We start from the raw sequence: 24429 nt of genomic DNA on the forward strand, positions 1-24429 counted from the left end.
GCTTCTACACAGGTATTCCTTTGGTCTGGAGACCTGATTCCGTTAAGATAGCCCGCTTTTTCAAGGTGGGAGTCAGGCAGCATGGCGCAGCAGTATCAACCGGGGCAACGCTGGATCAGTGACAGCGAAGCCGAGCTGGGTTTGGGCACCGTTCTGGCACAGGACGGCCGCTTGTTGACCGTGCTCTATCCGGCCACTGGCGACACCCGCCAGTACGCGCTAAGGAATGCGCCCCTCACCCGCGTACGGTTTTCGCCGGGTGACTCCATCACTCACTTCGAAGGCTGGAAACTGACCGTTCGCGAAGTCGACGACGTCGATGGCCTGTTGGTCTACCACGGCCTCAACGCGCAGAACGAAGTGGTTACCCTGCCGGAAACCCAACTGTCGAACTTCATCCAGTTCCGCCTGGCCAGCGACCGACTGTTCGCCGGGCAGATCGACCCGCTGGCCTGGTTCGCCCTGCGTTATCACACCCTCGAACACACCAGCCGCCAGCTGCAGTCCTCGCTGTGGGGCCTGGGTGGCGTGCGTGCGCAACCGATCGCGCATCAACTGCACATCGCCCGCGAAGTGGCCGACCGTATTGCACCGCGGGTTTTGCTGGCCGACGAAGTAGGCCTGGGCAAAACCATCGAGGCCGGTCTGGTGATCCATCGCCAACTGCTCTCGGGCCGCGCCAATCGCGTGCTGATCCTGGTCCCGGAAAACCTCCAGCATCAGTGGCTGGTGGAGATGCGTCGCCGTTTCAACCTGCAGGTTGCGCTGTTTGACGAAGAGCGCTTTATCGAAAGCGATGCCTCCAACCCGTTCGAAGACACTCAGCTCGCGCTGGTGGCCCTGGAATGGCTGGTGGAAGACGAGAAGGCTCAGGACGCGCTGTTCGCGGCCGGTTGGGACTTGCTGGTGGTCGACGAAGCGCATCACCTGGTGTGGCACGAAGACCAGGCCAGCCCTGAATACACGCTGGTCGAGCAACTCGCTGAAACCATTCCCGGCGTGCTGTTGTTGACCGCCACCCCGGAACAACTCGGCCAGGACAGCCACTTCGCCCGACTGCGCCTGCTCGACCCGAACCGTTTCCATGACCTGGCCGCTTTCCGCGCCGAGAGCGAAAACTATCGTCCGGTGGCCGAAGCCGTTCAGGAGTTGCTGGAGAAGGGTCGCCTGTCGCCTGAAGCACACAAGACCATCCACGGTTTCCTCGGCAACGAAGGCGAGGCCCTGCTCACAGCGGTCAACGATGGCGACACTGAAGCCAGTGCCCGTCTGGTGCGTGAGCTGCTGGACCGTCACGGCACCGGTCGCGTGCTGTTCCGTAATACCCGCGCCGCCGTGCAAGGTTTCCCGGAGCGTAAACTGCACCCGTACCCGCTGCCATGCCCGGACGAATACCTCGAACTGCCGCTGGGCGATCACGCCGAGCTGTATCCGGAAGTCAGCTTCCAGGCTCAGCCGGACGCCAATGAAGAAGAGCGCTGGTGGAAATTCGACCCGCGTGTCGAGTGGCTGATCGATCAGCTGAAAATGCTCAAACGCACCAAAGTGCTGGTGATCTGCGCCCACGCCGAAACCGCCATGGACCTGGAAGACGCCCTGCGCGTGCGCTCCGGCATTCCGGCCACGGTGTTCCACGAGGGCATGAACATCCTCGAGCGTGACCGCGCCGCCGCCTACTTCGCCGATGAAGAATTTGGCGCGCAAGTGCTGATCTGCTCGGAAATCGGCAGTGAAGGTCGCAACTTCCAGTTCTCCCACCACCTGGTGCTGTTCGACCTGCCATCCCACCCGGACCTGCTGGAACAACGTATCGGTCGTCTGGACCGGATCGGCCAGAAGCACACCATCGAACTGCACGTGCCGTACCTGGAAACCAGCCCGCAAGAGCGCCTGTTCCAGTGGTATCACGAAGCGCTCAACGCGTTCCTCAACACCTGCCCGACCGGCAACGCCTTGCAGCACCAGTTCGGCCCACGCCTGCTGCCGTTGCTGGAAGAAGCCGACGATGGCGAGTGGCAAGCGCTGATCGACGAGGCGCGCACCGAGCGTGAGCGCCTGGAGGCCGAACTGCACACCGGTCGTGACCGCTTGCTGGAGCTCAACTCCGGTGGCGCTGGCGAAGGCGACGCACTGGTCGAAGACATTCTTGAACAGGACGACCAGTTCGCCCTGCCGATCTACATGGAAACCCTGTTCGACGCCTTTGGCATCGACAGCGAGGACCATTCGGAAAACGCCCTGATCCTCAAGCCGAGCGAAAAAATGCTCGACGCCAGCTTCCCGCTGGGCGACGACGAAGGCGTGACGATCACTTACGACCGTAACCAGGCGCTGTCTCGCGAAGACATGCAGTTCATCACCTGGGAACACCCGATGGTCCAGGGTGGTATGGATCTGGTGCTGTCCGGCTCCATGGGCAACACCGCCGTGGCGTTGATCAAGAACAAGGCGCTGAAACCTGGCACCGTGTTGCTGGAACTGCTCTACGTCAGCGAAGTGGTTGCCCCGCGCTCGCTGCAACTGGGCCGTTACTTGCCGCCGGCGGCGCTGCGCTGCCTGCTCGATGCCAATGGCAACGACCTGTCGGCCCGGGTGTCGTTCGAGACCCTGAACGATCAACTGGAAAGCGTTCCGCGCGCCAGCGCCAACAAGTTCATCCAGGCTCAGCGCGATCAGCTGACACCACGGATCAATGCCGGCGAAGACAAGATCTTCCCGCGTCACGCCGAGCGTGTGGCAGAGGCGCAACGTCGCCTGGCCGCCGACACCGACGAAGAACTGGCGCGCCTGACCGCCTTGCAAGCGGTCAACCCGACCGTTCGTGACAGCGAACTGGTTGCCCTGCGCAAACAACGCGAGCAAGGCCTGGCCATGCTCGACAAGGCTGCGCTGCGACTGGAAGCGATCCGGGTGTTGGTGGCGGGTTAAGCCCCCTGCTCCACCGGTAATAAAAAGGCCCGCAGCGATGCGTAATGCTATTCATTTAAGGACGAACACTGTACCTGTGGCGAGGGAGCTTGCTCCCGCTGGGGAGCGAAGCGCCCCCAAAAATGGGACTGCTACGCAGTCCAGCGGGAGCAAGCTCCCTCGCCACAGGTTACTGATTGCTCGCTCTATCTCTTAACTGAACAGCATTATGCAGCGATGCGAGCCTTTTTTTGGGGTGGGTCGCGCGCCCCGCAGGAGCCGGCTTGCTGGCGATGGTCGTTACCGATGACGCGTATGGTCTGGTTAAACGCCGCATCCAATCGCCAGCAAGCCGGCTCCTACAGGTTTTGCGTGATGGCTACAAAGCCGCAGCCGCTGGAACCTCAGGCCCAACCACTGCCACCAACCCCTCCTTCATCCGCTTGGCATCGCGCACAAAACACCGCGAAGCCAGCACCAGAAACACCATGGTGAAGAACAGCGCCACCGGAATCAGGTACATCGCGTCGTGCAGGCCGACAGCCTTGAACGCTTCGGTCATCTGCCCAGCGCCAGCCGCGAGCATCGCCGTGTGGGCGAAGTGGTCGGACAACCCACCCACCACCACCGGCCCCAATCCACCGCCGAGCAAATACAAACCGGCAAAGAACAGCGCCATGGCCGTGGCGCGCAAGCGTGGCTCGACTACGTCCTGGATCGCCGTGTACACGCAGGTGTAGAAGTTGTAGGCAAACAACCAGCCTACGCTGAATACCGCCACGAACACACCGATCTCTATCCGTCCCGAATGCAGCGCCCAAGCCGTGCAGACCGTGGAGATGATCAGACTGAACGCCGCAAACAGGAGACGTCCATTGGCAACCCGCTGATGAATCTTGTCGGCGACCCAGCCACCCAGCGTCAGGCCGAACAACCCGGTCACGCCGACGATCACCCCGGTCGCCACTGCGGCTTCCTGCAACGGCATCAGGAAATAACGCTGCAGCATCGGCACCATGAACGAGTTGCAGGCATAGGTGGCGAAGTTGAAGCACAGCCCGGCCATGACCAGCCAGAGGAAGGTCGGCACCGCCAGCACCCGGCGAATCGGCCGGTCAACCTTCTCCTGCGAAACCTGCACGCTTTCAGCGGCGCCGCGCTTCGGCTCCTTGATGAAAAACATGAAGACCGCAAGGATCAGCCCCGGGACGGCGGCAATGAAGAAGGGTGCGCGCCAGCTGTCGAAAGCCTTGACCATCGCGCCAATGGTGAAGAACGCCAGCAGCAGGCCCAAGGGCAGGCCGAGCATGAAAATGCCCATGGCCCGCGCCCGACGGTGAGCCGGGAACAAGTCGCCGATCAGCGAATTTGCGGCGGGCGCGTAACTGGCTTCGCCGATGCCGATGCCCATGCGCACGATCAGGAAACTCCAGAAACTGCCCACCATGCCGTTGACCGCCGTCAACCCGCTCCATGCTGCCAGGCCCCAGCCCATCAGCTTGGCACGCGAGCCGGTGTCGGCCATCCGTCCCAGGGGCAGGCCGGCAATGGCGTAGACGATGGTGAATGCGGTGCCGATGATCCCCAGTTGAAAGTCACTCAGGTGCCATTCCATGCGGATCGGTTCGATGATGATGGCCGGGATGGTGCGGTCGAAAAAGTTGAACAGGTTGGCCAGGAACAGCAGGAACAGAATGCGCCAGGCATTCGCCGCTTGGGTCGAGTTCTGCATGGGTCCGTCTCATTTATTGTTATGGGGGCTTCACTGCCAGTGCATCCGAGCCCGGAACCTGCAATCTAGTCAGGCGCCCCACTGCTGTCTGTAATTATTCGTAAAGCTGATACCCGGCCATCGGATCCGCCGTGGCCCGTGCAACATTTTATTTCTAAACGATCTAGCCATAATTCCAAAAGGATTGCAGGCCAATGTGCCACTACGGCTTGCGTTCCCCCGTCTCCTTCTATACTCCATGTCATTCGCTGGCACTCATTGTGCCGGTCAGGAAGACAACGACGGGGCATGCTATGGAGTGGCTTGGTCTGCATTTCATTACCGAGCTGCCAGAGAGTGGGCAGGTCATACTCAACTGCATTCATGACCCTTTTCTGGTGCTGCTGGCTTATCTGGTTGCCTGCGCCGGCAGTTTTGCCACGCTGGACATGGCCGAGCGGGTGGCTCACGCAGAAAAGAAGGCCTCACAACGACTCTGGCGCTGGGTCGGCGCCGGCTGCCTCGCGGGCGGAATCTGGGCCATGCACTTCATCGGCATGCTGGCGTTCCAGGCGCCTGTCGCTATCCATTACCACTTGCCCATCACCCTCGTTTCCCTGCTGATCGCCCTGCTCGCTTCGTGGCTGGCGATGCACACCCTCAGCCATACGCAACTGAGCTTGTGGCAATGCTTCAGGGCCGCCATCGGTATCGGCCTGGGCATCGCCGCCATGCATTACGTGGGCATGTCGGCACTGCGTACACCGGCGCAGACCTACTATCAACCGCTGCTGTTCGGCCTTTCGATCGTGATCGCCATCGGCGCCAGCCTGGCGGCGCTGCTGCTGTCGACTTACTTGCGCAATGGCACAGGGGCTTTTCATCAATTGCTCAAGTACGGCGCCAGCCTGGTGCTCGGGGCCGGCATCATCAGCATGCATTTCACCGGCATGGCCGCCTTCAATCTGGTGCTGCCCACTGGCAGCCTCCTGACCGCGCCGGGGGAAAACAACCACCTGCAACTGGGCCTGACCGTGGCCATCATGACGCTGCTGATTATCGGCAGCAGCATCAGCGCGGCGCTGGCGGACAAAAAGCTGCAGCACAAGGAAAACGATCTGCAACGGGTCAATTCGCTGCTCAGCCAACTGGACCAGGCGCGTATGTCCCTGCAACAGGTGGCGCACTACGACCCCTTGACCAACCTGATCAACCGTCGCGGTTTCAACCAGCTCTTCGCCGAAAAACTCAGCCAGAAAACCAACGAGGGCGGCATGCTCGCGGTGCTGTTCCTCGACATCGACCACTTCAAGCGGATCAACGACAGCCTTGGCCACGATGCCGGCGATGAACTGCTCAAGGTCCTCGCCGGGCACATCAGAGGCTCGATCCGCAGCCACGAAGATGTCGTGGCACGTTTCGGTGGCGATGAGTTCTGCATCCTCATCGACCTGCATGATCGCGAAGAAGCGCGGCATATGGCCCAGCGCATCATGCAAAAAATGAAAGAGCCCATTGAGCTCGCCGGGCGGCGCATGGTGATGACCACCAGCATCGGCATCAGTGTCTTTCCGGAAGACGGCAAAACCTGTGAAGAGCTGCTGAAAAACGCCGACCTGGCGCTGTATCAGTCCAAGGGCAGCGGACGCAACGGCCTGAATTTTTTCAGCGCCAACCTCAAGGCCCGCGCCACCCTGGAATTGCAACTGGAAGAAGAGCTGCGCCACGCCCTGCGCGAAGACGCCGGCCTGTTGCTTTATTACCAACCGATCTACGACCTCAAAACCGGCCAGGTCAGCAAACTCGAAGCGCTGATTCGCTGGCAACACCCGACCCACGGCTTCCTGGCCCCGGACCGCTTCATTACTATCGCCGAAGCCAACGGCCTGATCACCGAACTCGATCACTGGGTGCTGCGCAAGGCCTGTGAAGACCTCGGCGAGCTGTCGCGCCAGGGTTGCGAGGAGCTCAGGATCGCCGTGAATTGTTCACCCCTGACCCTGGCCCGCGAAGAACTGGCTGCCGAGATCGAACAGGCGCTACTGGATGCCCAGGTTGCGCCGCAACGGCTGGAACTGGAAGTGACCGAGAACGCGCTGATGGGCAACATCGCCGATACGCTGGTGTTGCTGCGGCAGATTCGCGCCCTCGGCGTGTCACTGTCCATCGATGACTTCGGCACCGGTTATTCGTCCCTGGCCTACCTCAAGCGCCTGCCGCTCAACACGCTGAAAATCGACCGATCATTCATCCAGGACATCCCGAATTCGACCCAGGACATGGAGATTGTCCAGGCGATCATCGCCATGGCCCACACCCTGCACCTGGATGTGGTCACCGAGGGCGTCGAAACCTTCGAGCAGTACCAGTTTCTTGAAAGCCAGGGTTGCGACTACGTTCAGGGCTACCTGCTCAGCCGGCCGGTGCCGCTCGCCGAGTTGCACCCGGTGCTGAAAGAAATCAACCAGCGTAAAAACGCATACTCGGTCACGACGCTGAGTCTGGTTCACGGTACATCTGCACTAATGTAGACGGGTCTTTTTCCAGATACCCCTGCGCCCCATGCAGCCGCATCAGTTGCGCGGCGAGACCGCTGACCGGGGTAGCCGAACCCTGCTCGCGGGAGAATTTCACCGCGGTGTCCAGGTCCTTGAGCAACGTCCGCACGTGCCACTTCACCGGTTCGAAACGGCTTTCGGCCATTTGCGGCGCGAGAATCTGCAGCGGTTTTGAATCGGCAAAACCACCGGCCAGCGCTTCGGCGATCAAACTCGCATCGACCCCCGAGCGCTCTGCCAGGGCCACCACCTCGGCAATCACCAGGGCATTGCAGGCCACGATCATCTGGTTGCAAGCCTTGGTCACCTGCCCCGCTCCGACCGCGCCCATGTGCGTCACGCGCTGACCTAGGCTGAGCAACACCGGTTTGACCCGCTCAAGCGCTGCGGCCTCACCGCCCACCATAATCGCCAGGTTGCCGGCCTCCGCACCGACTACACCGCCCGACACCGGCGCATCAAGCCAACCCATGCCGGTTTGGCTGACAAGCTCGGCAGCCATTTCTCGCGTTGCCGTCGGTTCCAGGCTGGAAAAGTCCACCAGCAACTGGCCGCTTTTCGCCCCCTTGCCAACACCTGCAGGGCCAAACACCACCTCGCGCACCACCGCCGTGTCCGCCAGGCACAGCATCACCACATCGGCGTGCTGACACAGTTCGGCCGGCGTCGTGACCTGCCGCGCCCCGGCCTCGACCAGCGGCGCGCACTTGGCCGGATTGCGGTTCCACACCGTCAGCGGGTAACCCGCCGCGAGCAATCGCCGACACATCGGCAGCCCCATCAAGCCAATTCCAGCAAAACCCAGCGAAGGTAGCATTGACATCATTTTGCCTCCTTTTGATTAAAGATCGCCAAATCCTGGCCGATTTATCATGACTTAGGAAAGGATTCCCCCGAGAAACGTTCAGGCCATGGCACTGACGCTTGGGACAAATACGCGCTGATAAAAGACGCGAGATCTTATTCCGTGACGGTTCGACGACAGCATGTCGCCCGACCAACCAGCCCAGGTACATGGCGAACCATGACTTCTAAAAATAACCCGGCCACCGCGATTCCCGACCTGACGCTGAGCCCGGCGGCGAACAGCCCCGCACCGTCGAAGCCATTGACGCCGTCGCGCCCGCTGGCGACCCAGCAATACCTGTACTTCACCGAAACCAACACCGACCGCATCCTCGATAACCTCGACGGCCTGCGCGACATGGTGTTCCCGCGCCCGCCACACCTGGAAGGCGACAGCGAACACCACAGCGACCAGGAATTCCCGTCGGTGTGCCTGATCGGCCTGGGCCGCTGCGGTTCGAACATTGCGCTGGACGTCGCGGAACTGGTGTACAACGCCCGCAAGTTCTACCTCAACGAATTCAACAACGAAGATCGCCTGTCGCCGGACAAGCGCTACGCCGAAAAAGGCTACAGCCCGGCCCAGTGGATTCGCAACAACCTGCGCCTGATGCCGAACAAGGCCACCAAACCCGTGTTTCTGGTGGAGCCGCTGGTCATGCTCGGCGACCTGGACAAGGATATCGCCGGTCGCATCCGCTTCTCGCGCAAGGGCGAAAAAAGCGGATTCCTGCGCGATTACAGCAAAATGAAAATCATGGACTTGTCGGAAGTCCACGCCGGTGGTGCCGGTAACGCGCCGATCCTCGGCCAGTACCTGGCCAAGATCATCCTGAACAAGGACACCCAGCGTTTCTCCAGCCCTGACTGGAAGATGATTCACTCGTACCTGATCGACAGCTGCGGCATCAAGGCCAACCAGTCGCGCCTGTATTTTTCGATCTTCAGCGCCGGTGGCGGTACGGGTTCGGGCATGGCCTCGGAATTCGGCCTGGCCCAGCAACACTCGTACATGAACAAGACGTTCGACACCAAGCCGATGGACGAACACGACGGCAAGAGCGGTCATTCATTCGTCTTCGAGCCGATCTTCACCAGCGGCATCTGCGTACTGCCGAACATTTCCGACCACCGCAGCGAAATGTCCGAAGCACTGCACATCAACGCCGGTCGCCTGCTGTGTAAATACCTGTCGGAAGAGTGGGACTTCTCCTACAACTTCGCCAATGAAGACAGCAGCGAAGCCAGCGTCATGGGCCGTATCCGCCCATGGAACGCCATGATGCTGATCTCCAACGACATCATGCGTTACGCCGAAGAAAACGATGACGGCAACATCCAGAACATTGATGTCAATGCCATGGAAAAGCATGCCAACCAATACATCTCGCAGCAGATCTTCAACATTCTGACGGCCCAGGCGGTTACGACGGATTACGACCAGAACTATTTCCGTCGCGCCGGCATCGACATCGGCGAAACCATTCGCCTGGACGCCAATGACCTGTTCATGAGCCTGGCCGGCCCGGTGGCGATTGCCTATGCCGAATCCGTGGTGCCGGAAACCCCGCCGCCCAGCAGCGACAAATTCAAGGTCTTCGAGAAAGAACCGCAGCGCCTGAACATCGACGACCTGTTCTTCCGCTCGATCGACCTGCCGCACTTCAACAAGGTCACCCAGGCCATCGAAGGCATCAGCCTGCTGCCGATCGAATCCAAGCGCTATCGCGCATCGCTGGAGCAGTACAAGAATTCGGGCTACGACGCGGCCGCGCTGCACGACCTGCACTTCTTCAAGAACTGCTCGTCGGTGGTCTCGATCGTCTCGCTGCCGAAGGACTACAAGCTGTCGTACATGGACCTGAACCGGTTGAAGACGCACCTCAACAGCCTGTTCCCGAACACCACGCTCAAGCGCTACGCCCTGGTGATCGGCGCCTCGGCCAACCTGTCGCTGACCACCCTGATCGCCAAGAGCCCGTGCCTGTCGGACGACTTCCTGACGCTGATCGTGGCCTTCATCAAGCGTTGCTTCGCGAAAAACCCGTACCGCTTCGACGAGACGCTGGACAACTCGATCCTCGACTTCATCATCAATGAACACTTTGACGAAGACCGCATCGACGACCTGCTCAACGAATTCGAGAACCCGGCGAAGATCCTCGATACCAACTGGTACGCGATCAAACCGATGTACGAGAAAAAGTACCGCGAACTGATCAACGACAAGGACAAGTTCGTTTCGATCAACGACATCCGCCTTTCGCGCGATTGCGTGAAAAAATCGATCAAATATCTGCGCGAGATCTACCGTCACCGCATCGGCAAGACCAAGGTTATTTCGTTGAATAACCATACGGGCAAGACGTTCTCGGTTTGATCCAGAACCGGGTTGCCCCCATCGCTGGCAAGCCAGCTCCCACAGATTCGTGGCGTTCGCGCCGTATGTTGTGGGAGCTGGCTTGCCAGCGATAAGGTCCTGAAATCCACAAGAGATTTCATCCCCTCCAACATCCAGAAACAATTAAGCAGCCCTCAGGCTGCTCTCTCAACTGTTCCCGTTACGTTTACGTCACCGTGAGGCTGTGGCCTTTCTCTACGGCAACGTGCCATCACGCTACTCGGCTACACACTTTCAGCTGGTCACGCCTCGCACCAACAAGGTGCAAGCCTTCAGGACTGCGCTCTTTCCTGGATCATTATCCAGGGCGAAACCACCACGGCCCACAGCTGCGGGTCACGTTCGAAAAGATCCAGCGCCCGCGTTTCAGACAGCTTGGCGACTTTGTCTTCGGCCAGCCAGGCAGCCACTTTCTCGCCTTCATCCGTCGCTACAGCTTCTGCAGCGGCGATCAAATCCAGGCTCGGGTCGACCCACAATAGGGCACCCTTGGCAAAGAACGGCTCCAGTTCCTTCCAGGTAATAGATGCGGTTTCACCAAGCAGTTTGGCATAGAGGGTGCTAGGTTCTTCAGTCATGGGTCCGGTCCGGAAAAGAAATCGACGCAATGATAACGTCGGTGGTCTGGCAGAAAAACCCAGATGCAATTTGTGTCACCGAACGAAAAGAGCAGGAATGCCAAGGAATGCACGGAATCTGGCTATAAGCCCTTCAAAGCCCCGCCGCAATTCTGTCTTTTTCTTTCAAAATAGCGACACCCCCAAGTTTTGCCCCCTGGCGCCAGCTTCCCAGGCTGACAATCGGCGCTCTACACTGTACCGGTACAGTTGCCGAGGGGCATTTCCGGGGGATGTCGTAGATATCTGACCCGGTTCTGCTGCCAACGGCGCCAGGACTATAAAAACTACAACAGTAAGAGTGGAGCACTATGACTAAGGCTACTAAGCAGATTTCCAAACTGTTTGCCGCTATGGTTCTGGCCGGGGTTGCCAGCCATTCGTTCGCAGCTGACACCATCAAGATCGGCATCGCCGGCCCTAAAACCGGTCCTGTAGCCCAATACGGCGACATGCAGTTCAGTGGCGCCAAAATGGCCATCGAACAGATCAACGCCAAAGGCGGCGTAGACGGCAAGAAACTCGAAGCCGTCGAATACGATGACGCCTGTGATCCAAAACAAGCCGTGGCCGTAGCGAACAAAGTCGTCAACGACGGCGTCAAGTTCGTGGTGGGTCACCTGTGCTCCAGCTCCACTCAACCGGCTTCGGACATCTACGAAGACGAAGGCGTGATCATGATCACCCCGGCTGCCACCAGCCCGGACATCACCGCCCGTGGTTACAAAATGGTCTTCCGTACCATCGGTCTGGACAGCGCCCAGGGCCCTGCCGCCGGTAACTACATCGCCGACTTCGTCAAACCGAAAATCGTTGCTGTCCTGCACGACAAACAGCAATACGGTGAAGGCATCGCCACCGCGGTCAAAACCACTCTCGAGAAGAAAGGCGTGAAAGTCGCCGTGTTCGAAGGCGTCAACGCCGGCGATAAAGACTTCTCCTCGATGATTGCCAAGCTCAAGCAAGCCAACGTCGATTTCGTTTACTACGGCGGCTACCACCCGGAGCTGGGCCTGATCCTGCGTCAATCCCAGGAAAAAGGCCTGAAAGCCAAGTTCATGGGTCCGGAAGGCGTGGGTAACGACTCCATTTCGCAGATCGCCAAAGACGCCTCCGAAGGTCTGCTGGTGACCCTGCCGAAATCCTTCGACCAGGATCCGGCCAACATTGCCCTGGCTGACGCGTTCAAGGCGAAGAAAGAAGACCCGAGCGGTCCGTTCGTGTTCCCGGCCTACTCGGCTGTGGAAGTGATCGCCGAAGGTATCAAGGCTGCCAAGTCCGAAGACACCGCCAAAGTGGCTGAAGCCATCCACAAAGGCACCTTCAAGACGCCAACCGGCGACCTGAGCTTCGACGAGAAAGGCGACCTGAAAGACTTCAAATTTGTGGTTTACGAGTGGCACTTCGGCAAACCAAAAACTGAAGCCAAGCCTCAGTAAGGCGTTGCCTGACTGACTGCCAATAAAGCCCACGGCGTGCCGTGGGCTTTGTTTTACGAACGTACCTGGGCCGCGCTGGCGTGATCCGCCAGTCTCCCCACCTGAAAATCTCAAAACCGTCATCAGCGGTTCGCTGGCAAACCCCGAATTCGAAGTGGATGCAGATCCACGGGGCTCGGGCGGGAAAATGACTCCACCAGTGAAATGCGTATCAGGTTTTTAGGAGCGCTGTAATGCCTGACATCTATCACTTCTTCCAACAGCTGGTTAATGGCCTGACCATTGGCAGCACGTATGCCCTGATCGCCATCGGCTATACGATGGTTTACGGCATCATTGGAATGATCAACTTCGCCCACGGCGAGGTGTACATGATCGGTTCCTACGTGGCGTTCATCGCCATCGCCGGGCTGGCCATGATGGGACTCGACAGTGTTCCGCTGTTGATGACCGCCGCTTTCATCGCCACTATCGTGGTCACCAGTGCCTACGGTTACAGCATCGAACGGATCGCCTACCGCCCCTTGCGCGGCAGCAACCGTCTGATCCCGCTGATTTCCGCCATCGGTATGTCGATCTTCCTGCAGAACACCGTTCTGCTGGCGCAAGACTCCAAGGACAAATCCATCCCCAACCTGATCCCGGGTAACTTTACCTTTGGGCCAGGTGGCGCACATGAAGTGCTGATTTCCTACATGCAAATCGTGGTGTTCGTGGTGACCCTGGTCGCCATGCTCGGCCTGACGCTGTTCATCTCCCGCTCTCGCCTGGGCCGCGCCTGCCGCGCCTGCGCCGAAGACATCAAGATGGCCAACCTGCTGGGTATCAACACCAACAACATCATCGCCCTGACCTTCGTCATCGGTGCTGCGCTGGCGGCCATCGCGGCCGTTCTGCTGAGCATGCAATACGGCGTGATCAACCCGAACGCCGGTTTCCTGGTCGGCCTCAAGGCCTTCACCGCAGCGGTACTGGGCGGTATCGGCAGCATTCCGGGCGCCATGCTCGGTGGGCTCGTATTGGGTGTGGCGGAAGCCTTTGGTGCCGATATCTTCGGCGACCAGTACAAGGACGTCGTGGCGTTCGGCCTGCTGGTTCTGGTGCTGTTGTTCCGGCCAACCGGCCTGCTGGGCCGTCCGGAGGTTGAGAAGGTATGACTAGGAATCTTAAACAGGCGTTGTTCAGCGCCTTGCTGGTGTGGGCCGTGGCCTACCCGGTACTCGGTCTGAAGCTGACCATCGTCGGCATCAACCTCGAAGTTCATGGCACCAGCACCGCGACCCTGATCACCATCGCCGTGTGTTCAGTGCTGATGTTCCTGCGTGTACTGTTCGACCAGCAGATCAGTTCGGCCTGGCGTTCTTCGCCCAACATGCCGCTGATTCCGGCCAAGGCCAGCAACTTCCTGACCCTGCCGACCACTCAGCGCTGGATCATCATTGCGCTGATTGCCGGTGCACTGGTCTGGCCGTTCTTCGGCTCCCGCGGTGCGGTGGATATCGCCACGCTGGTGCTGATCTACGTGATGCTCGGCCTTGGCCTGAACATCGTGGTCGGTCTGGCGGGTTTGCTCGACCTCGGTTATGTCGGCTTCTACGCCGTCGGCGCCTACAGCTACGCGCTGCTGTCGCACTACTTCGGTCTGAGCTTCTGGATCTGCCTGCCAATCGCCGGCCTGATGGCGGCCACCTTCGGCTTCCTGCTGGGCTTCCCGGTGTTGCGTCTGCGCGGTGACTACCTGGCGATCGTGACCCTGGGCTTCGGTGAAATCATCCGTCTGTTCCTGCGTAACCTGACCGATATCACCGGCGGCCCGAACGGCATCAGCAACATCGAGAAACCAACGTTCTTCGGCCTGACCTTCGAACGCAAAGCCGCGGAAGGCATGCAAACCTTCCACGAGTACTTCGGCCTGGCCTACAACTCGATCAACAAGGTGATTTTCCTTTACCTCGTTGCCCTGTTCCTGGCACTGGCTGCGCTGTTCGTCATCAACCGTTTGCTGCGCATGCCTCTGGGCCGTGCCTGGGAAGCGTTGCGTGAAGATGAAATCGCTTGCCGAGCGCTGGGCCTGAACCCGACCATCATCAAGCTTTCGGCATTTACCCTCGGCGCGGCATTCGCCGGTTTTGCCGGCAGCTTCTTCGCTGCCCGTCAGGGCCTGGTGACACCGGAGTCCTTCACCTTCATCGAGTCGGCGATCATCCTCGCCATCGTGGTGCTGGGTGGCATGGGCTCGCAGCTGGGCGTGATCCTCGCTGCCGTGGTGATGATCCTGCTGCCGGAAATGATGCGAGAGTTCAGTGAGTACCGCATGTTGATGTTCGGTGCCTTGATGGTACTGATGATGATCTGGCGCCCTCAGGGTCTGCTGCCCATGCAACGTCCTCACATGGAGCTGCGCAAATGAGCCGCGAGATCCTTAAAGTAGAAAACCTGAGCATGCGCTTCGGCGGCTTGCTGGCGGTCAACGGCGTTGCCTTGAGCGTGAAAGAGAAACAAGTGGTGGCGTTGATCGGCCCGAACGGCGCCGGCAAGACCACGGTGTTCAACTGCCTGACCGGTTTCTACAAGCCGAGCGGCGGCAGCATCCTGCTGGACGGCGAACCGATCGAAGGCCTGCCGGGCCACAAGATCGCCCTCAAAGGCGTGGTGCGTACCTTCCAGAACGTGCGGTTGTTCAAGGACATGACCGCGGTCGAGAACCTCTTGATCGCCCAGCACCGTCACCTGAATACCAACTTCCTGTCCGGCCTGTTCAAGACCCCGGCGTTTCGCAAGAGCGAGCGCGAGGCCATGGACTTTGCCGAGTACTGGCTGGAAAAGGTCAACCTGAAAGAGTTCGCCAACCGTCCGGCCGGCACCCTGGCCTACGGTCAGCAACGTCGCCTGGAAATCGCCCGTTGCATGATGACCCGCCCGCGGATCCTCATGCTCGACGAACCGGCCGCCGGCCTGAACCCGAAGGAAACCGAAGACCTCAAGGCGCTGATCAGCGTGCTGCGTGAAGAGCACAACGTCACCGTGCTGCTGATCGAACACGACATGAAACTGGTCATGAGCATTTCCGACCACATCGTCGTGATCAACCAGGGCACGCCTCTGGCCGACGGTACGCCGGAACAGATCCGCGACAATCCTGAAGTGATCAAAGCCTACCTGGGGGAAGCGTAAATGCTGCAGTTCGAAAACGTTTCCACCTTCTACGGCAAGATCCAGGCGCTGCACAGTGTCAACGTCGAAGTCCGTCAGGGCGAGATCGTGACCCTGATCGGTGCCAACGGTGCCGGCAAGTCCACGCTGTTGATGACCCTGTGCGGTTCGCCGCGCGCCCACAGCGGCAGCATCCGCTACATGGGTGAGGAACTGGTCGGCCAGGACTCTTCGCAGATCATGCGCAAGAGCATCGCCGTGGTGCCGGAAGGTCGTCGAGTGTTTTCCCGCCTGACCGTGGAAGAGAACCTGTCCATGGGCGGATTCTTCACGGCGAAGGGCGACTATCAGGAACAGATGGACAAGGTCCTCGGACTTTTCCCGCGCCTGAAAGAACGCTTCAGCCAGCGTGGCGGCACCATGTCCGGCGGCGAACAGCAAATGCTCGCCATCGGCCGTGCGCTGATGAGCAAGCCCAAGCTGCTGCTGCTCGACGAGCCATCGCTGGGCCTGGCACCGATCATCATCCAGCAGATCTTCGACATCATCGAACAGCTGCGCAAGGACGGTGTGACGGTGTTCCTGGTGGAGCAGAACGCCAACCAGGCGCTGAAAATCGCTGACCGTGCCTACGTTCTGGAGAACGGCCGGGTAGTGATGCAAGGCACCGGCGAATCGTTGCTGACCGATCCGAAAGTGCGCGAAGCGTACCTCGGTGGCTAAGGCTTTGCGGTAAAGAAGAAACGGCCTTCGCGGGCCGTTTTTTTATGCCTGCCAGAAACAACGAAACCTCCCTTGTAGGAGCCGGCTTGCTGGCGATAGCGGTCTATCAGTCAACATTTCTTTTTGAATGTTACAACACCATCGCCAGCAAGCCGGCACCTACAAGGGTCTATAGCCTGTCCAGCGCCTCCCCGCTTCGCTTGAACCAGCCAATCAAATAATCCGCCAGTACCTGAGTACGTTTCGGCAACCCGCCCTGATACGGGTGCACCAGATACATCGGCATGCGACGCGTCTGATAATCACGCAGGAGCCAACGCAAACGGCCGTCGGCCAATTCCGTTTGCAGCAAGTAGGACGGCAGGCGCGCAATACCAGCGCCCGACAGTGCGGCTTTTTTGAGCAGGCTGTAGTGGTTGCTGGCGAACGGTCCCGACACACGCACACGCAGCAACTCGTGCTGCTGGTGGTACAGCCATTCTTCGCGGCCGCTGTAATGACTATTGAGCAGGCAGCGATGTTCGGCCAATGCCTGGGGCGTCTGTGGCTCGCCGAACTGTTCCAGATAAGCAGGGCTGGCGCAGGTCATTTCGTGCCACGCCAGCAACGGCCGAGCGACCAGGCGTTCATCACTGGCCACGTCAGAGCGAACCGCCAGGTCAAACCCGTCACGGGACAAATCGCGATAATGGTTGCTCAGGTCCAGTTCGATCTGCACTTCGGGGTATTGGCTCGAGAACTCCAGCAACAAACCATCGAAGAAGGTTTCCCCCAGCGAAACCGGAACCGTCATCCGCACCGGACCGGCCATGTCGTCCTTCAACCGCGCCAACGCCTGACGCGCCCTTTCCACCTGAACCACCAAGGCTTGCGCCTGCGGCAGTAACGCAGCGCCCGCCGCTGTCAGGCTCAAGCGCCGCGTGGTGCGTTGCAACAGGACTACGGAAAACTGCGCTTCGAGCAGGCTGATGCGCTTGGACAATTGCCCTTTGCTGCAACCGAGTTGCTGAGCGGCCAAGGTAAAACTGCCCGCTTCGACCAGTACCGCGAACGCCGCCAGATCATCCATTTCGCTCATGGACTGTTTCCATTTGAAAACCAAAGGTTGCCTATTAGCACGCTTATCAGCAGAAAAAACCACTCTAAACTCAAGCCTCATTCAACCCACATGAGGATCACTACCCATGAAAATTCTTTTGATCGGCGCAGGCGGCACCATCGGTTCGGCAGTCGACAAAGAACTGTCCCAACGCCACGAGATCGTCCGCATTGGCCGCAGCAGCGGTGATTTTCATGTGGATATCAGCGACAGCACCTCGATTCGCAAACTGTTCGAGCAGACCGGCAAATTCGATGCGCTGATCTGCGCCGCCGGCAACGTGACCTTCGCGCCACTGGCAGAGATGACAGACGCAAGTTTTGCCCTTGGCCTGAAAGACAAGCTGATGGGCCAGGTCAACCTGCTGCTGATTGGCCGTGAGTTCGCCAACGACGGCGCTTCGTTCACCTTCACCACCGGCGTGCTCAGCCATGACCCGATTTACAGCGGCGCTTCGGCGGCACTGGTCAACGGTGCGCTGGACAGCTTCGTCCGCGCTGCCGCCATCGAGCTGCCACGCGGCTTGCGGGTGAACTCGATCAGCCCGAACGTCCTGGTCGAAGCCATGGGCAAATACGCGCCGTACTTCCGCGGTTTCAAACCGGTTCCCGCAGCGGATGTGGCGTTGGCCTACGCCAAAAGTGTCGAAGGCTTGCAGACGGGCCAAACCTTTCACGTAGGCTGAACATGTTCAATGTGCGGCGCGGGCCTCGCGCCGCCTTGCAATGCGTTATGGCTCCACTAACGTCGGCAGCAGATTGCGCGCTGTTTCAGCCGGTAATGCGATCATCAGCGCGGGGCCTTCGACAGCTGATTGAATCGTCGAAGTCGACACATGCACCCCGTTGATGAACAGCTTCAAAGGCTGATACAGGTTCTCCCGCGTCAACTGCGCCATGCGACATTGCGCATCCGGACTGAGTTTGACTTGCAGACTGATACCGGGCGGGATGGGATCATCTGCGCGCTTGAGGTTCAGGCTTATCTCCCTGAAATCCGTCGCGGATGAAAAAGCAATTTCGGCCGCCAGACATTGCAGTCCCCCCATCATCCCTAACGTCACCAGTATCGCCTTGGCCAATCCCTTCATAACAACTCCCGTAAATAGATGGGGACAGATTAAACACCAGGGCATGAAACTACCCGGGACTGAAGTAAAGCCAAATATTACCTGCGCCGGGTACAAGCCCCTGACAATTGCCAGACATGGGTTGTGATGAACGGTCAGGCTGAGTAACGTGGCGGCACTTGTCAGGAGACCCCAAGATGCGTGCTGCCCGTTCCTTAGTCCTTGTTGCCCTGCTTCCGCTGTTTGCCGCTTGCCAGTTGTTCGATGGCCCGCGTGAAAATGCTGCCCACGTCGGCCAGACCCGCATGCAAGGCCAGTTAACGGCAGCGGATGGCAAGCTGTTGTTCCAGCCGTGCGGCGACACCCGTCGTTATGTGGTCAACGACACGGGCGGCACCAGCGTGCTGCAACAGGCCGCGAGTCTGGCCGATGCGCAGGGCAAGTTGTTCGCCGATGTGCGTGGGCGAGTCGTTGCCGGCAATGGCGACGGCCAGCTCGACCTGGAAACGCTCTACCGCGTCGAACGTTCGGGCACTGCGTGTGACGATCCCAATTTCAAACTGCTGATCCTGCGCGCCGCCGGCCATGCGCCCGAGTGGAGCGTGAAGGTCAGCGGCAAAGGCATGGTCATCGACCGCGCCGGCCAGCCGCCATTGGCCGTGCCCTACGTCGAGGAACAACTGGGCGATGGCCGCTTCAACCTCAGCACCGACGCCAATAACCAGCACATCGAACTGTGGGTCGCGCCGCAACGCTGCGTCGACAGCAGCAGCGGCAGCATCCAGCACATGAGCGCCGAACTGCGCATCGATGGTCAGGTGCAGCGCGGTTGCGGGTATTTCGGCGGCTCGCGCGACGACTGATCGTTTAAGCCTCACGGAACCGGGCCTTTGAAGCTTATAATCGCCGGCTTCAAACGCCCTGGCGCAGTTGTGCGCCCCGCGAACCGGATCCCGCCATGTTACGAATCACTGAACTCAAGTTGCCGATCGACCATCCCGAAGAAGACCTGCGCCCTGCCATCGTGCAGCGCCTGGGCATCGCCAGCGATGATTTGCTCGATTTCACCTTGTTCAAGCGCAGCTACGATGCGCGCAAAAAATCCTCCGAACTGTGCTTCATCTACACCATCGACCTCAACGTTCGCGATGAGGCGGCGGTGCTGCACACGTTCGCCGATGACCGTAACGTCAACGTGGCACCGGATGTCAGCTACAAAGAAGTTGGCCAGGCGCCGGCCGACCTGAGTGCACGCCCGATCGTCGTCGGCTTCGGCCCGTGCGGGATTTTCGCCGGGCTGCTGCTCGCACAAATGGGCTTCAAGCCGATCATCCTCGAACGCGGCACCGAAGTACGCCAGCGCACCAAGGACACTTGGGGCCTGTGGCGCAAAAGCGTGCTCAACCCGGAGTCCAACGTGCAATTCGGCGAAGGCGGCGCGGGGACATTCTCCGACGGCAAGCTCTACAGCCAGATCAAGGACCCGAAATTCCTTGGCCGCAAAGTCCTGCACGAATTCGTCAAGGCCGGTGCGCCGGAAGAAATCCTCTACGTCAGCAAGCCGCACATCGGTACGTTCCGTCTGACCGGTGTGGTGGAAAACATGCGTGAACAGATTCGCGCTCTGGGCGGCGAAGTCCGCTTCCAGCAGCGCGTCACCGACGTGTTGATCGAAGACGGCCAACTGGTCGGCGTCGAACTCGATGGCGGCGAGCAGATCCATTCCAGGCACGTGATCCTCGCCCTCGGCCACAGTGCCCGTGACACCTTCCGCATGCTCCACGGTCGTGGTGTATACATGGAAGCCAAACCGTTCTCGGTGGGTTTCCGTATCGAGCACCCGCAGTCGCTGATCGACCGCGCACGCCTGGGCAAGTACGCCGGCCACCCGAAACTCGGTGCCGCCGACTACAAACTGGTGCACCACGCCAAGAACGGCCGTTCGGTCTACAGCTTCTGCATGTGCCCGGGCGGCACCGTGGTAGCGGCGACCTCCGAGCCGAATCGTGTGGTCACCAACGGCATGAGCCAATACTCGCGTAACGAACGCAACGCCAACTCCGGGATCGTCGTCGGCATTACCCCGGAAGTCGATTATCCGGGTGGCCCGCTGGCCGGTATCGAGCTGCAGGAGCGCCTGGAATCCCACGCCTTCGTGCTCGGTGGCAGCAACTACGAAGCCCCGGCGCAACTGGTCGGCGACTTCATTGCGGGCAAGCCTTCCACTGAATTGGGCAGCGTTGAACCGTCCTACAAACCAGGCGTTGCCTTGGGCGACTTGGCCCTGGCTTTGCCAGACTTCGCCATCGAAGCGATCCGCGAAGCACTGCCGGCCTTCGAGAAGCAGATTCGCGGTTACTCGCTGCATGACGCAGTGTTGACCGGGATCGAGACCCGCACTTCGTCGCCTCTGCGGATCACCCGTAACGAGTCGATGCAGAGCCTGAACGTCAAGGGTTTGTTCCCGGCGGGTGAAGGCGCGGGTTACGCGGGCGGGATTCTGTCGGCGGGTGTCGACGGGATTCGCATTGCGGAAGCGGTGGCCCGGGACATCCTCGGCCTCGAGGCCTGACCTGCATTCCTGGATTAAATGCAAAACCCTGTGGGAGCGAGCCTGCTCGCGAAGACGGAGTGACATTCAACACGGATGTTGACTGGTCTGCCGCTTCACGAGCAGGCTCGCTCCCACACTTTGTTTCTTCTGCGTGTCAGATATTGGCTCGCAGCACGCTGTTCGGCAGCGGCTCGCCGCGCTCAACCGTCGCAGCAACCGCATCCATCAACCCGCTCAACTCATACCCCTGCGCCTTAAGCCAGGCCTGATCGTAATAGGTCGTGGCATAACGCTCGCCGCCGTCACACAAAATCGCCACCATCGACCCCCTCTCCCCTGCCGCTTTCATAGACTGCGCAGCTATCAGCGCGCCGATCAGGTTGGTGCCGCTCGACCCGCCCACATGCCGTCCCAACCGCTCAGCCAGGTAATGCATCGCCGCCAGCGACAGCGCGTCCGGGACCTTGACCATGGCATCGATCACTTTGGGCAGGAACGACGCTTCCACCCGAGGCCGGCCAATGCCTTCGATCCGCGAGCCGTGGTCCAGGCGCAGGCTGGAGTCGCCGGTCTGGTAGTAATCAAAAAACACCGAGCGCTCGGCATCGGCGCACAGCACCCGGGTGCCATGTTGGCGATAGCGCACGTAGCGGCCCAGAGTGGCGGTGGTACCGCCGGTGCCAGGGCTGGAAATCAGCCAGCTCGGTTCCGGGTGCTGTTCAAAACGCATCTGATGAAAAATCGATTCGGCGATGTTGTTGTTCGCCCGCCAGTCGGTCGCGCGCTCGGCATAGGTGAACTGGTCAATGAAATGCCCGTCGTGCTCCCGCGCCAAGCGCTCGGACTCGGCATAAATCCGGGTCGGATCATCGACCAAATGGCTTTGGCCACCATAGAACGCGATCTGCGCGATCTTCTCTTTAGAGGTGGTAGCGGGCATCACGGCAATGAACGGCAAGCCCAACATGCGCGCAAAGTACGCCTCGGAAATGGCCGTCGAACCGCTGGAGGCTTCGATGACCGGCGCCCCGGGCTTGAGCCAGCCGTTACACAGCGCATACAGGAACAGCGAGCGCGCCAGTCGGTGCTTGAGGCTGCCGGTGGGATGGCTGGACTCGTCCTTGAAATACAAGTCAATGCCCGGAAAACCCGGAAGCGGCAACGGAATCAGGTGGGTGTCGGCGCTGCGCTGGAAGTCGGCCTCGATGATCCGGATGGCTTCGCGGGCCCACTGTCGGTTGTCGCTCATGGTGATGTTCTCATTGAATCGGCAGGAGTCGGCCTTGTAACAGGGCTCAACCAACAAGCTTAGGAAAAAACCTACATTCAGCACAGATACAGATGAGTTCCAATACATCCGGCAACTGCTAGGCTCAGATCCCTGGCACCGGATCACGTCGTAACGACATATAACAAAAAAGAATATAACTTTTGTTTTAACAACTAACTGTCCGGGTTAGGGTGTGCCACCTTTTGAAATTTTTCGATGGAGAGCGACCTTGCCTCTGCGTAGCACTTTCACGCGTTTCTTTCAGTTGGAAGCTGCCAGCGGTCTGTTACTGATCGCCGCAGCCGTTCTGGCTTTAATCATCAATAACTCGCCGCTGTCGTGGCTCTACAACGGCCTGCTGGACACCCCCGTGGTGGCCCAGATCGGCGCGTTGAAAATCGCCAAGCCGCTGCTGCTGTGGATCAACGACGGCCTGATGGCCTTGTTCTTCCTGCTGATTGGTCTGGAAGTGAAGCGCGAAGTCCTCGACGGCCAGCTGTCCAGGCCGTCACAGATTGTCCTGCCCGGCGCGGCGGCAATTGGCGGCATGGTCGTGCCAGCGCTGATCTACTGGTTCCTCAACCGCGACAACCCGCCGGCCCTGAGCGGCTGGGCCATTCCGACCGCCACCGACATCGCGTTTGCGCTGGGTGTACTGGCGCTGCTGGGCAAACGGGTTCCGGTGTCACTGAAACTGTTCCTGATGACCCTGGCGATCATCGACGACCTGGGCGCGATCATCATCATCGCGATTTTCTACTCCGGCGCATTGTCGACCGTGTCCCTGGCGCTGGCGGCAGCCTGCATCGCGGCCCTGATCGGCATGAATCGGCTCGGGGTGGTCAAGCTCGGGCCTTACATGATCATTGGTCTGATCCTCTGGGTCTGCGTGCTCAAGAGCGGCGTGCACGCCACGCTGGCCGGTGTGACCCTGGCCTTCTGCATCCCGCTGCGCACGAAAAACGCCGAGCCTTCACCGCTGCTGACGCTCGAACACGCACTGCACCCGTGGGTGGCCTACGGCATCCTGCCGCTGTTCGCCTTCGCCAACGCCGGCCTGTCCCTGAGCGGCGTCACCGTCGACAGCTTCACCCACGACGTTCCGATGGGCATCGCGGTCGGTCTGCTGTTGGGCAAGACCGTCGGCGTGTTCGGCCTGACCTGGCTGGCCGTAAAAATCGGCATCGCCGCCCTGCCCCAAGGCGCCAATTGGGGTCAGATATTGGGCGTCGCGATTCTCTGCGGCATCGGCTTCACCATGAGCCTGTTTGTCGGCTCCCTGGCCTTTGAGCCGGGTGTCAGCGACTACGCGGGGATGGACCGGATGGGGATTTTGACCGGTTCGATACTGGCGGCGTTGATTGGTTATGCGGTGACGGCGATGGCGAGCCGTAAGCATGAGTCTCGTATCGCATAACCTGAATTAATTTTCGGCCCGAGCCTGCGGTACAAACAATAAAAAACCCCGATCAGTCACCTGATCGGGGTTTTTGTTTACTACTCGTTTGCGCTTAGTGCGAAACGCGGCTGGTGCCATCAACCGTGGCAATACGCACACGTTCGCCAACACGGAACACTTCGTTTTCCTGAACCTGTTGCACGTACGCACGCATGCTGCCGTCGTCTTCGCGAACGGTGATTTCGACGCCCTGGGTGCGGGTCAGGCCTTCTTCGGTGGCCGAGCCAATCAGGCCGCCGGCCACGGCGCCGATGACCGCAGCAACGATGCTGCCTTTACCGCCACCAATGGCACTACCGCCCACGCCGCCAACGGCTGCGCCGGCGAGGCCGCCGATTGGGGTTTTGGTGCCTTCGATTTTCACCGGGCGCAGCGCTTCGATGGTACCCATGCGAATCGTCTGCACGCGACGCGCTTCGTCACGGGAGTACGAGTCACCGGTCAGGCTCGATTGGCAACCAGTGAGCAACATCGCCATCGTGGAAAAAGAAGCAACCAGCAGGACAGACTTACGCATAGCATCAACTCCAAAGGACAGGTATTCATTAAACTCCGCAGCTTGACGCCTGTCACGGCATCGCCCGGATAAAAATGATTTCATTCAGTTCCAGTACAGGGCCGGC

19 protein-coding genes are annotated in these 24429 nt (G+C 59.8%); 12 read left to right on the top strand and 7 right to left on the bottom strand.

Annotated elements, in window-relative coordinates:
* Positions 1-81 precede the first annotated feature (81 nt).
* Positions 82-2928 (top strand): RNA polymerase-associated protein RapA, encoded by a 2847-nt coding sequence (gene rapA, locus KHO07_RS22365; protein WP_150732170.1) that lies wholly within the window; start codon positions 82-84, stop codon positions 2926-2928.
* Between the two features lie 358 nt (positions 2929-3286).
* Here rapA and KHO07_RS22370 read toward each other — a convergent pair whose 3' ends face one another.
* Positions 3287-4639 carry an MFS transporter gene (locus tag KHO07_RS22370; RefSeq protein ID WP_212625576.1) on the bottom strand — a complete coding sequence of 451 codons (1353 nt, stop codon included), beginning with the start codon at positions 4637-4639 and terminating at the stop codon, positions 3287-3289.
* 293 nt (positions 4640-4932) lie between these two features.
* On the opposite strand from KHO07_RS22370, the gene KHO07_RS22375 reads away from it, so the two are divergent.
* Complete coding sequence (locus tag KHO07_RS22375; protein WP_212625577.1) at positions 4933-7149, top strand: bifunctional diguanylate cyclase/phosphodiesterase; 2217 nt, start codon at positions 4933-4935, stop codon at positions 7147-7149.
* Here KHO07_RS22375 and KHO07_RS22380 read toward each other — a convergent pair.
* Positions 7106-8002, bottom strand: coding sequence for an NAD(P)-dependent oxidoreductase (locus tag KHO07_RS22380; RefSeq protein ID WP_212625578.1), 897 nt, complete (start codon positions 8000-8002; stop codon positions 7106-7108). The genes KHO07_RS22375 and KHO07_RS22380 overlap by 44 nt on opposite strands.
* Positions 8003-8200: 198 nt before the next feature.
* On the opposite strand from KHO07_RS22380, the gene KHO07_RS22385 reads away from it, so the two are divergent.
* On the top strand, positions 8201-10402 hold the full coding sequence (locus KHO07_RS22385; RefSeq protein ID WP_212625579.1) for a hypothetical protein: 2202 nt from the start codon (positions 8201-8203) through the stop codon (positions 10400-10402).
* A 293-nt stretch (positions 10403-10695) separates the two neighbouring features.
* Here KHO07_RS22385 and KHO07_RS22390 read toward each other — a convergent pair whose 3' ends face one another.
* Positions 10696-11001 (bottom strand): DUF2288 domain-containing protein, encoded by a 306-nt coding sequence (locus KHO07_RS22390; protein ID WP_212625580.1) that lies wholly within the window; start codon positions 10999-11001, stop codon positions 10696-10698.
* A 350-nt stretch (positions 11002-11351) separates the two neighbouring features.
* Between KHO07_RS22390 and KHO07_RS22395 the strand changes: the two genes are divergently transcribed.
* The 5 genes from KHO07_RS22395 to KHO07_RS22415 all read left to right on the top strand — a co-directional run bounded on the left by KHO07_RS22395 (position 11352) and on the right by KHO07_RS22415 (position 16355).
* Positions 11352-12479, top strand: coding sequence for a branched-chain amino acid ABC transporter substrate-binding protein (locus KHO07_RS22395; RefSeq protein WP_150732165.1), 1128 nt, complete (start codon positions 11352-11354; stop codon positions 12477-12479).
* Between the two features lie 233 nt (positions 12480-12712).
* Complete coding sequence (gene livH, locus KHO07_RS22400; RefSeq protein ID WP_060541117.1) at positions 12713-13636, top strand: high-affinity branched-chain amino acid ABC transporter permease LivH; 924 nt, start codon at positions 12713-12715, stop codon at positions 13634-13636.
* A complete protein-coding gene (locus tag KHO07_RS22405) occupies positions 13633-14889 on the top strand; it encodes a high-affinity branched-chain amino acid ABC transporter permease LivM (RefSeq protein ID WP_150732164.1) in 1257 nt (418 codons plus the stop codon). Before livH ends, KHO07_RS22405 begins: the two co-directional genes overlap by 4 nt.
* Complete coding sequence (gene livG / locus KHO07_RS22410; RefSeq protein ID WP_150704524.1) at positions 14886-15653, top strand: high-affinity branched-chain amino acid ABC transporter ATP-binding protein LivG; 768 nt, start codon at positions 14886-14888, stop codon at positions 15651-15653. Before KHO07_RS22405 ends, livG begins: the two co-directional genes overlap by 4 nt.
* Positions 15654-16355 (top strand): ABC transporter ATP-binding protein, encoded by a 702-nt coding sequence (locus KHO07_RS22415; protein ID WP_075946837.1) that lies wholly within the window; start codon positions 15654-15656, stop codon positions 16353-16355.
* 169 nt (positions 16356-16524) lie between these two features.
* On the opposite strand, the gene KHO07_RS22420 is transcribed toward KHO07_RS22415, so the two are convergent.
* On the bottom strand, positions 16525-17433 hold the full coding sequence (locus KHO07_RS22420) for a LysR family transcriptional regulator (RefSeq protein WP_212625581.1): 909 nt from the start codon (positions 17431-17433) through the stop codon (positions 16525-16527).
* A 106-nt stretch (positions 17434-17539) separates the two neighbouring features.
* On the opposite strand from KHO07_RS22420, the gene KHO07_RS22425 reads away from it, so the two are divergent.
* Entirely contained in the window at positions 17540-18139 is a 600-nt protein-coding gene (locus KHO07_RS22425) for a short chain dehydrogenase (protein WP_150732162.1), read from the top strand.
* 45 nt (positions 18140-18184) lie between these two features.
* Here KHO07_RS22425 and KHO07_RS22430 read toward each other — a convergent pair whose 3' ends face one another.
* On the bottom strand, positions 18185-18544 hold the full coding sequence (locus KHO07_RS22430; protein WP_212625582.1) for a hypothetical protein: 360 nt from the start codon (positions 18542-18544) through the stop codon (positions 18185-18187).
* Between the two features lie 176 nt (positions 18545-18720).
* On the opposite strand from KHO07_RS22430, the gene KHO07_RS22435 reads away from it, so the two are divergent.
* Together KHO07_RS22435 and KHO07_RS22440 are read left to right on the top strand one after the other, a co-directional pair.
* Positions 18721-19386 carry a hypothetical protein gene (locus KHO07_RS22435; RefSeq protein WP_150732160.1) on the top strand — a complete coding sequence of 222 codons (666 nt, stop codon included), beginning with the start codon at positions 18721-18723 and terminating at the stop codon, positions 19384-19386.
* A gap of 95 nt (positions 19387-19481) precedes the next feature.
* A complete protein-coding gene (locus KHO07_RS22440; RefSeq protein WP_212625583.1) occupies positions 19482-21095 on the top strand; it encodes an NAD(P)/FAD-dependent oxidoreductase in 1614 nt (537 codons plus the stop codon).
* Positions 21096-21231: 136 nt separating this feature from the next.
* On the opposite strand, the gene KHO07_RS22445 is transcribed toward KHO07_RS22440, so the two are convergent.
* Positions 21232-22326: a PLP-dependent cysteine synthase family protein gene (locus KHO07_RS22445; RefSeq protein ID WP_212625584.1), complete on the bottom strand. Its 1095-nt coding sequence runs from the start codon at positions 22324-22326 to the stop codon at positions 21232-21234.
* A gap of 250 nt (positions 22327-22576) precedes the next feature.
* Here KHO07_RS22445 and nhaA point away from each other — a divergent pair, with 250 nt between their 5' ends.
* Positions 22577-23764, top strand: coding sequence for a Na+/H+ antiporter NhaA (gene nhaA / locus KHO07_RS22450; protein ID WP_212625585.1), 1188 nt, complete (start codon positions 22577-22579; stop codon positions 23762-23764).
* A 94-nt stretch (positions 23765-23858) separates the two neighbouring features.
* Here nhaA and KHO07_RS22455 read toward each other — a convergent pair whose 3' ends face one another.
* Entirely contained in the window at positions 23859-24323 is a 465-nt protein-coding gene (locus tag KHO07_RS22455) for a glycine zipper 2TM domain-containing protein (RefSeq protein WP_075946830.1), read from the bottom strand.
* Between the last annotated feature and the right edge of the window lie 106 nt (positions 24324-24429).

The organism is Pseudomonas sp. PP3 (assembly GCF_905336995.1).
In the GTDB taxonomy this organism is placed as follows: Bacteria; Pseudomonadota; Gammaproteobacteria; order Pseudomonadales; family Pseudomonadaceae; genus Aquipseudomonas; species Aquipseudomonas reinekei.

Excerpts from the sequence above, each read along its gene's own strand:
- rapA (WP_150732170.1), top strand. The coding sequence starts at position 82 with ATGGCGCAGCAGTATCAACCGGGGCAACGCTGGATCAGTGACAGCGAA.
- KHO07_RS22405 (WP_150732164.1), top strand. The coding sequence starts at position 13,633 with ATGACTAGGAATCTTAAACAGGCGTTGTTCAGCGCCTTGCTGGTGTGG.
- KHO07_RS22440 (WP_212625583.1), top strand. The coding sequence starts at position 19,482 with ATGTTACGAATCACTGAACTCAAGTTGCCGATCGACCATCCCGAAGAA.
- KHO07_RS22435 (WP_150732160.1), top strand. The coding sequence starts at position 18,721 with ATGCGTGCTGCCCGTTCCTTAGTCCTTGTTGCCCTGCTTCCGCTGTTT.
- KHO07_RS22370 (WP_212625576.1), bottom strand. The coding sequence starts at position 4,639 with ATGCAGAACTCGACCCAAGCGGCGAATGCCTGGCGCATTCTGTTCCTG.
- KHO07_RS22455 (WP_075946830.1), bottom strand. The coding sequence starts at position 24,323 with ATGCGTAAGTCTGTCCTGCTGGTTGCTTCTTTTTCCACGATGGCGATG.
- livH (WP_060541117.1), top strand. The coding sequence starts at position 12,713 with ATGCCTGACATCTATCACTTCTTCCAACAGCTGGTTAATGGCCTGACC.
- KHO07_RS22430 (WP_212625582.1), bottom strand. The coding sequence starts at position 18,544 with ATGAAGGGATTGGCCAAGGCGATACTGGTGACGTTAGGGATGATGGGG.
- KHO07_RS22375 (WP_212625577.1), top strand. The coding sequence starts at position 4,933 with ATGGAGTGGCTTGGTCTGCATTTCATTACCGAGCTGCCAGAGAGTGGG.
- KHO07_RS22445 (WP_212625584.1), bottom strand. The coding sequence starts at position 22,326 with ATGAGCGACAACCGACAGTGGGCCCGCGAAGCCATCCGGATCATCGAG.
- KHO07_RS22385 (WP_212625579.1), top strand. The coding sequence starts at position 8,201 with ATGACTTCTAAAAATAACCCGGCCACCGCGATTCCCGACCTGACGCTG.
- KHO07_RS22415 (WP_075946837.1), top strand. The coding sequence starts at position 15,654 with ATGCTGCAGTTCGAAAACGTTTCCACCTTCTACGGCAAGATCCAGGCG.
- KHO07_RS22420 (WP_212625581.1), bottom strand. The coding sequence starts at position 17,433 with ATGAGCGAAATGGATGATCTGGCGGCGTTCGCGGTACTGGTCGAAGCG.
- KHO07_RS22395 (WP_150732165.1), top strand. The coding sequence starts at position 11,352 with ATGACTAAGGCTACTAAGCAGATTTCCAAACTGTTTGCCGCTATGGTT.
- livG (WP_150704524.1), top strand. The coding sequence starts at position 14,886 with ATGAGCCGCGAGATCCTTAAAGTAGAAAACCTGAGCATGCGCTTCGGC.
- KHO07_RS22390 (WP_212625580.1), bottom strand. The coding sequence starts at position 11,001 with ATGACTGAAGAACCTAGCACCCTCTATGCCAAACTGCTTGGTGAAACC.
- KHO07_RS22425 (WP_150732162.1), top strand. The coding sequence starts at position 17,540 with ATGAAAATTCTTTTGATCGGCGCAGGCGGCACCATCGGTTCGGCAGTC.
- KHO07_RS22380 (WP_212625578.1), bottom strand. The coding sequence starts at position 8,002 with ATGATGTCAATGCTACCTTCGCTGGGTTTTGCTGGAATTGGCTTGATG.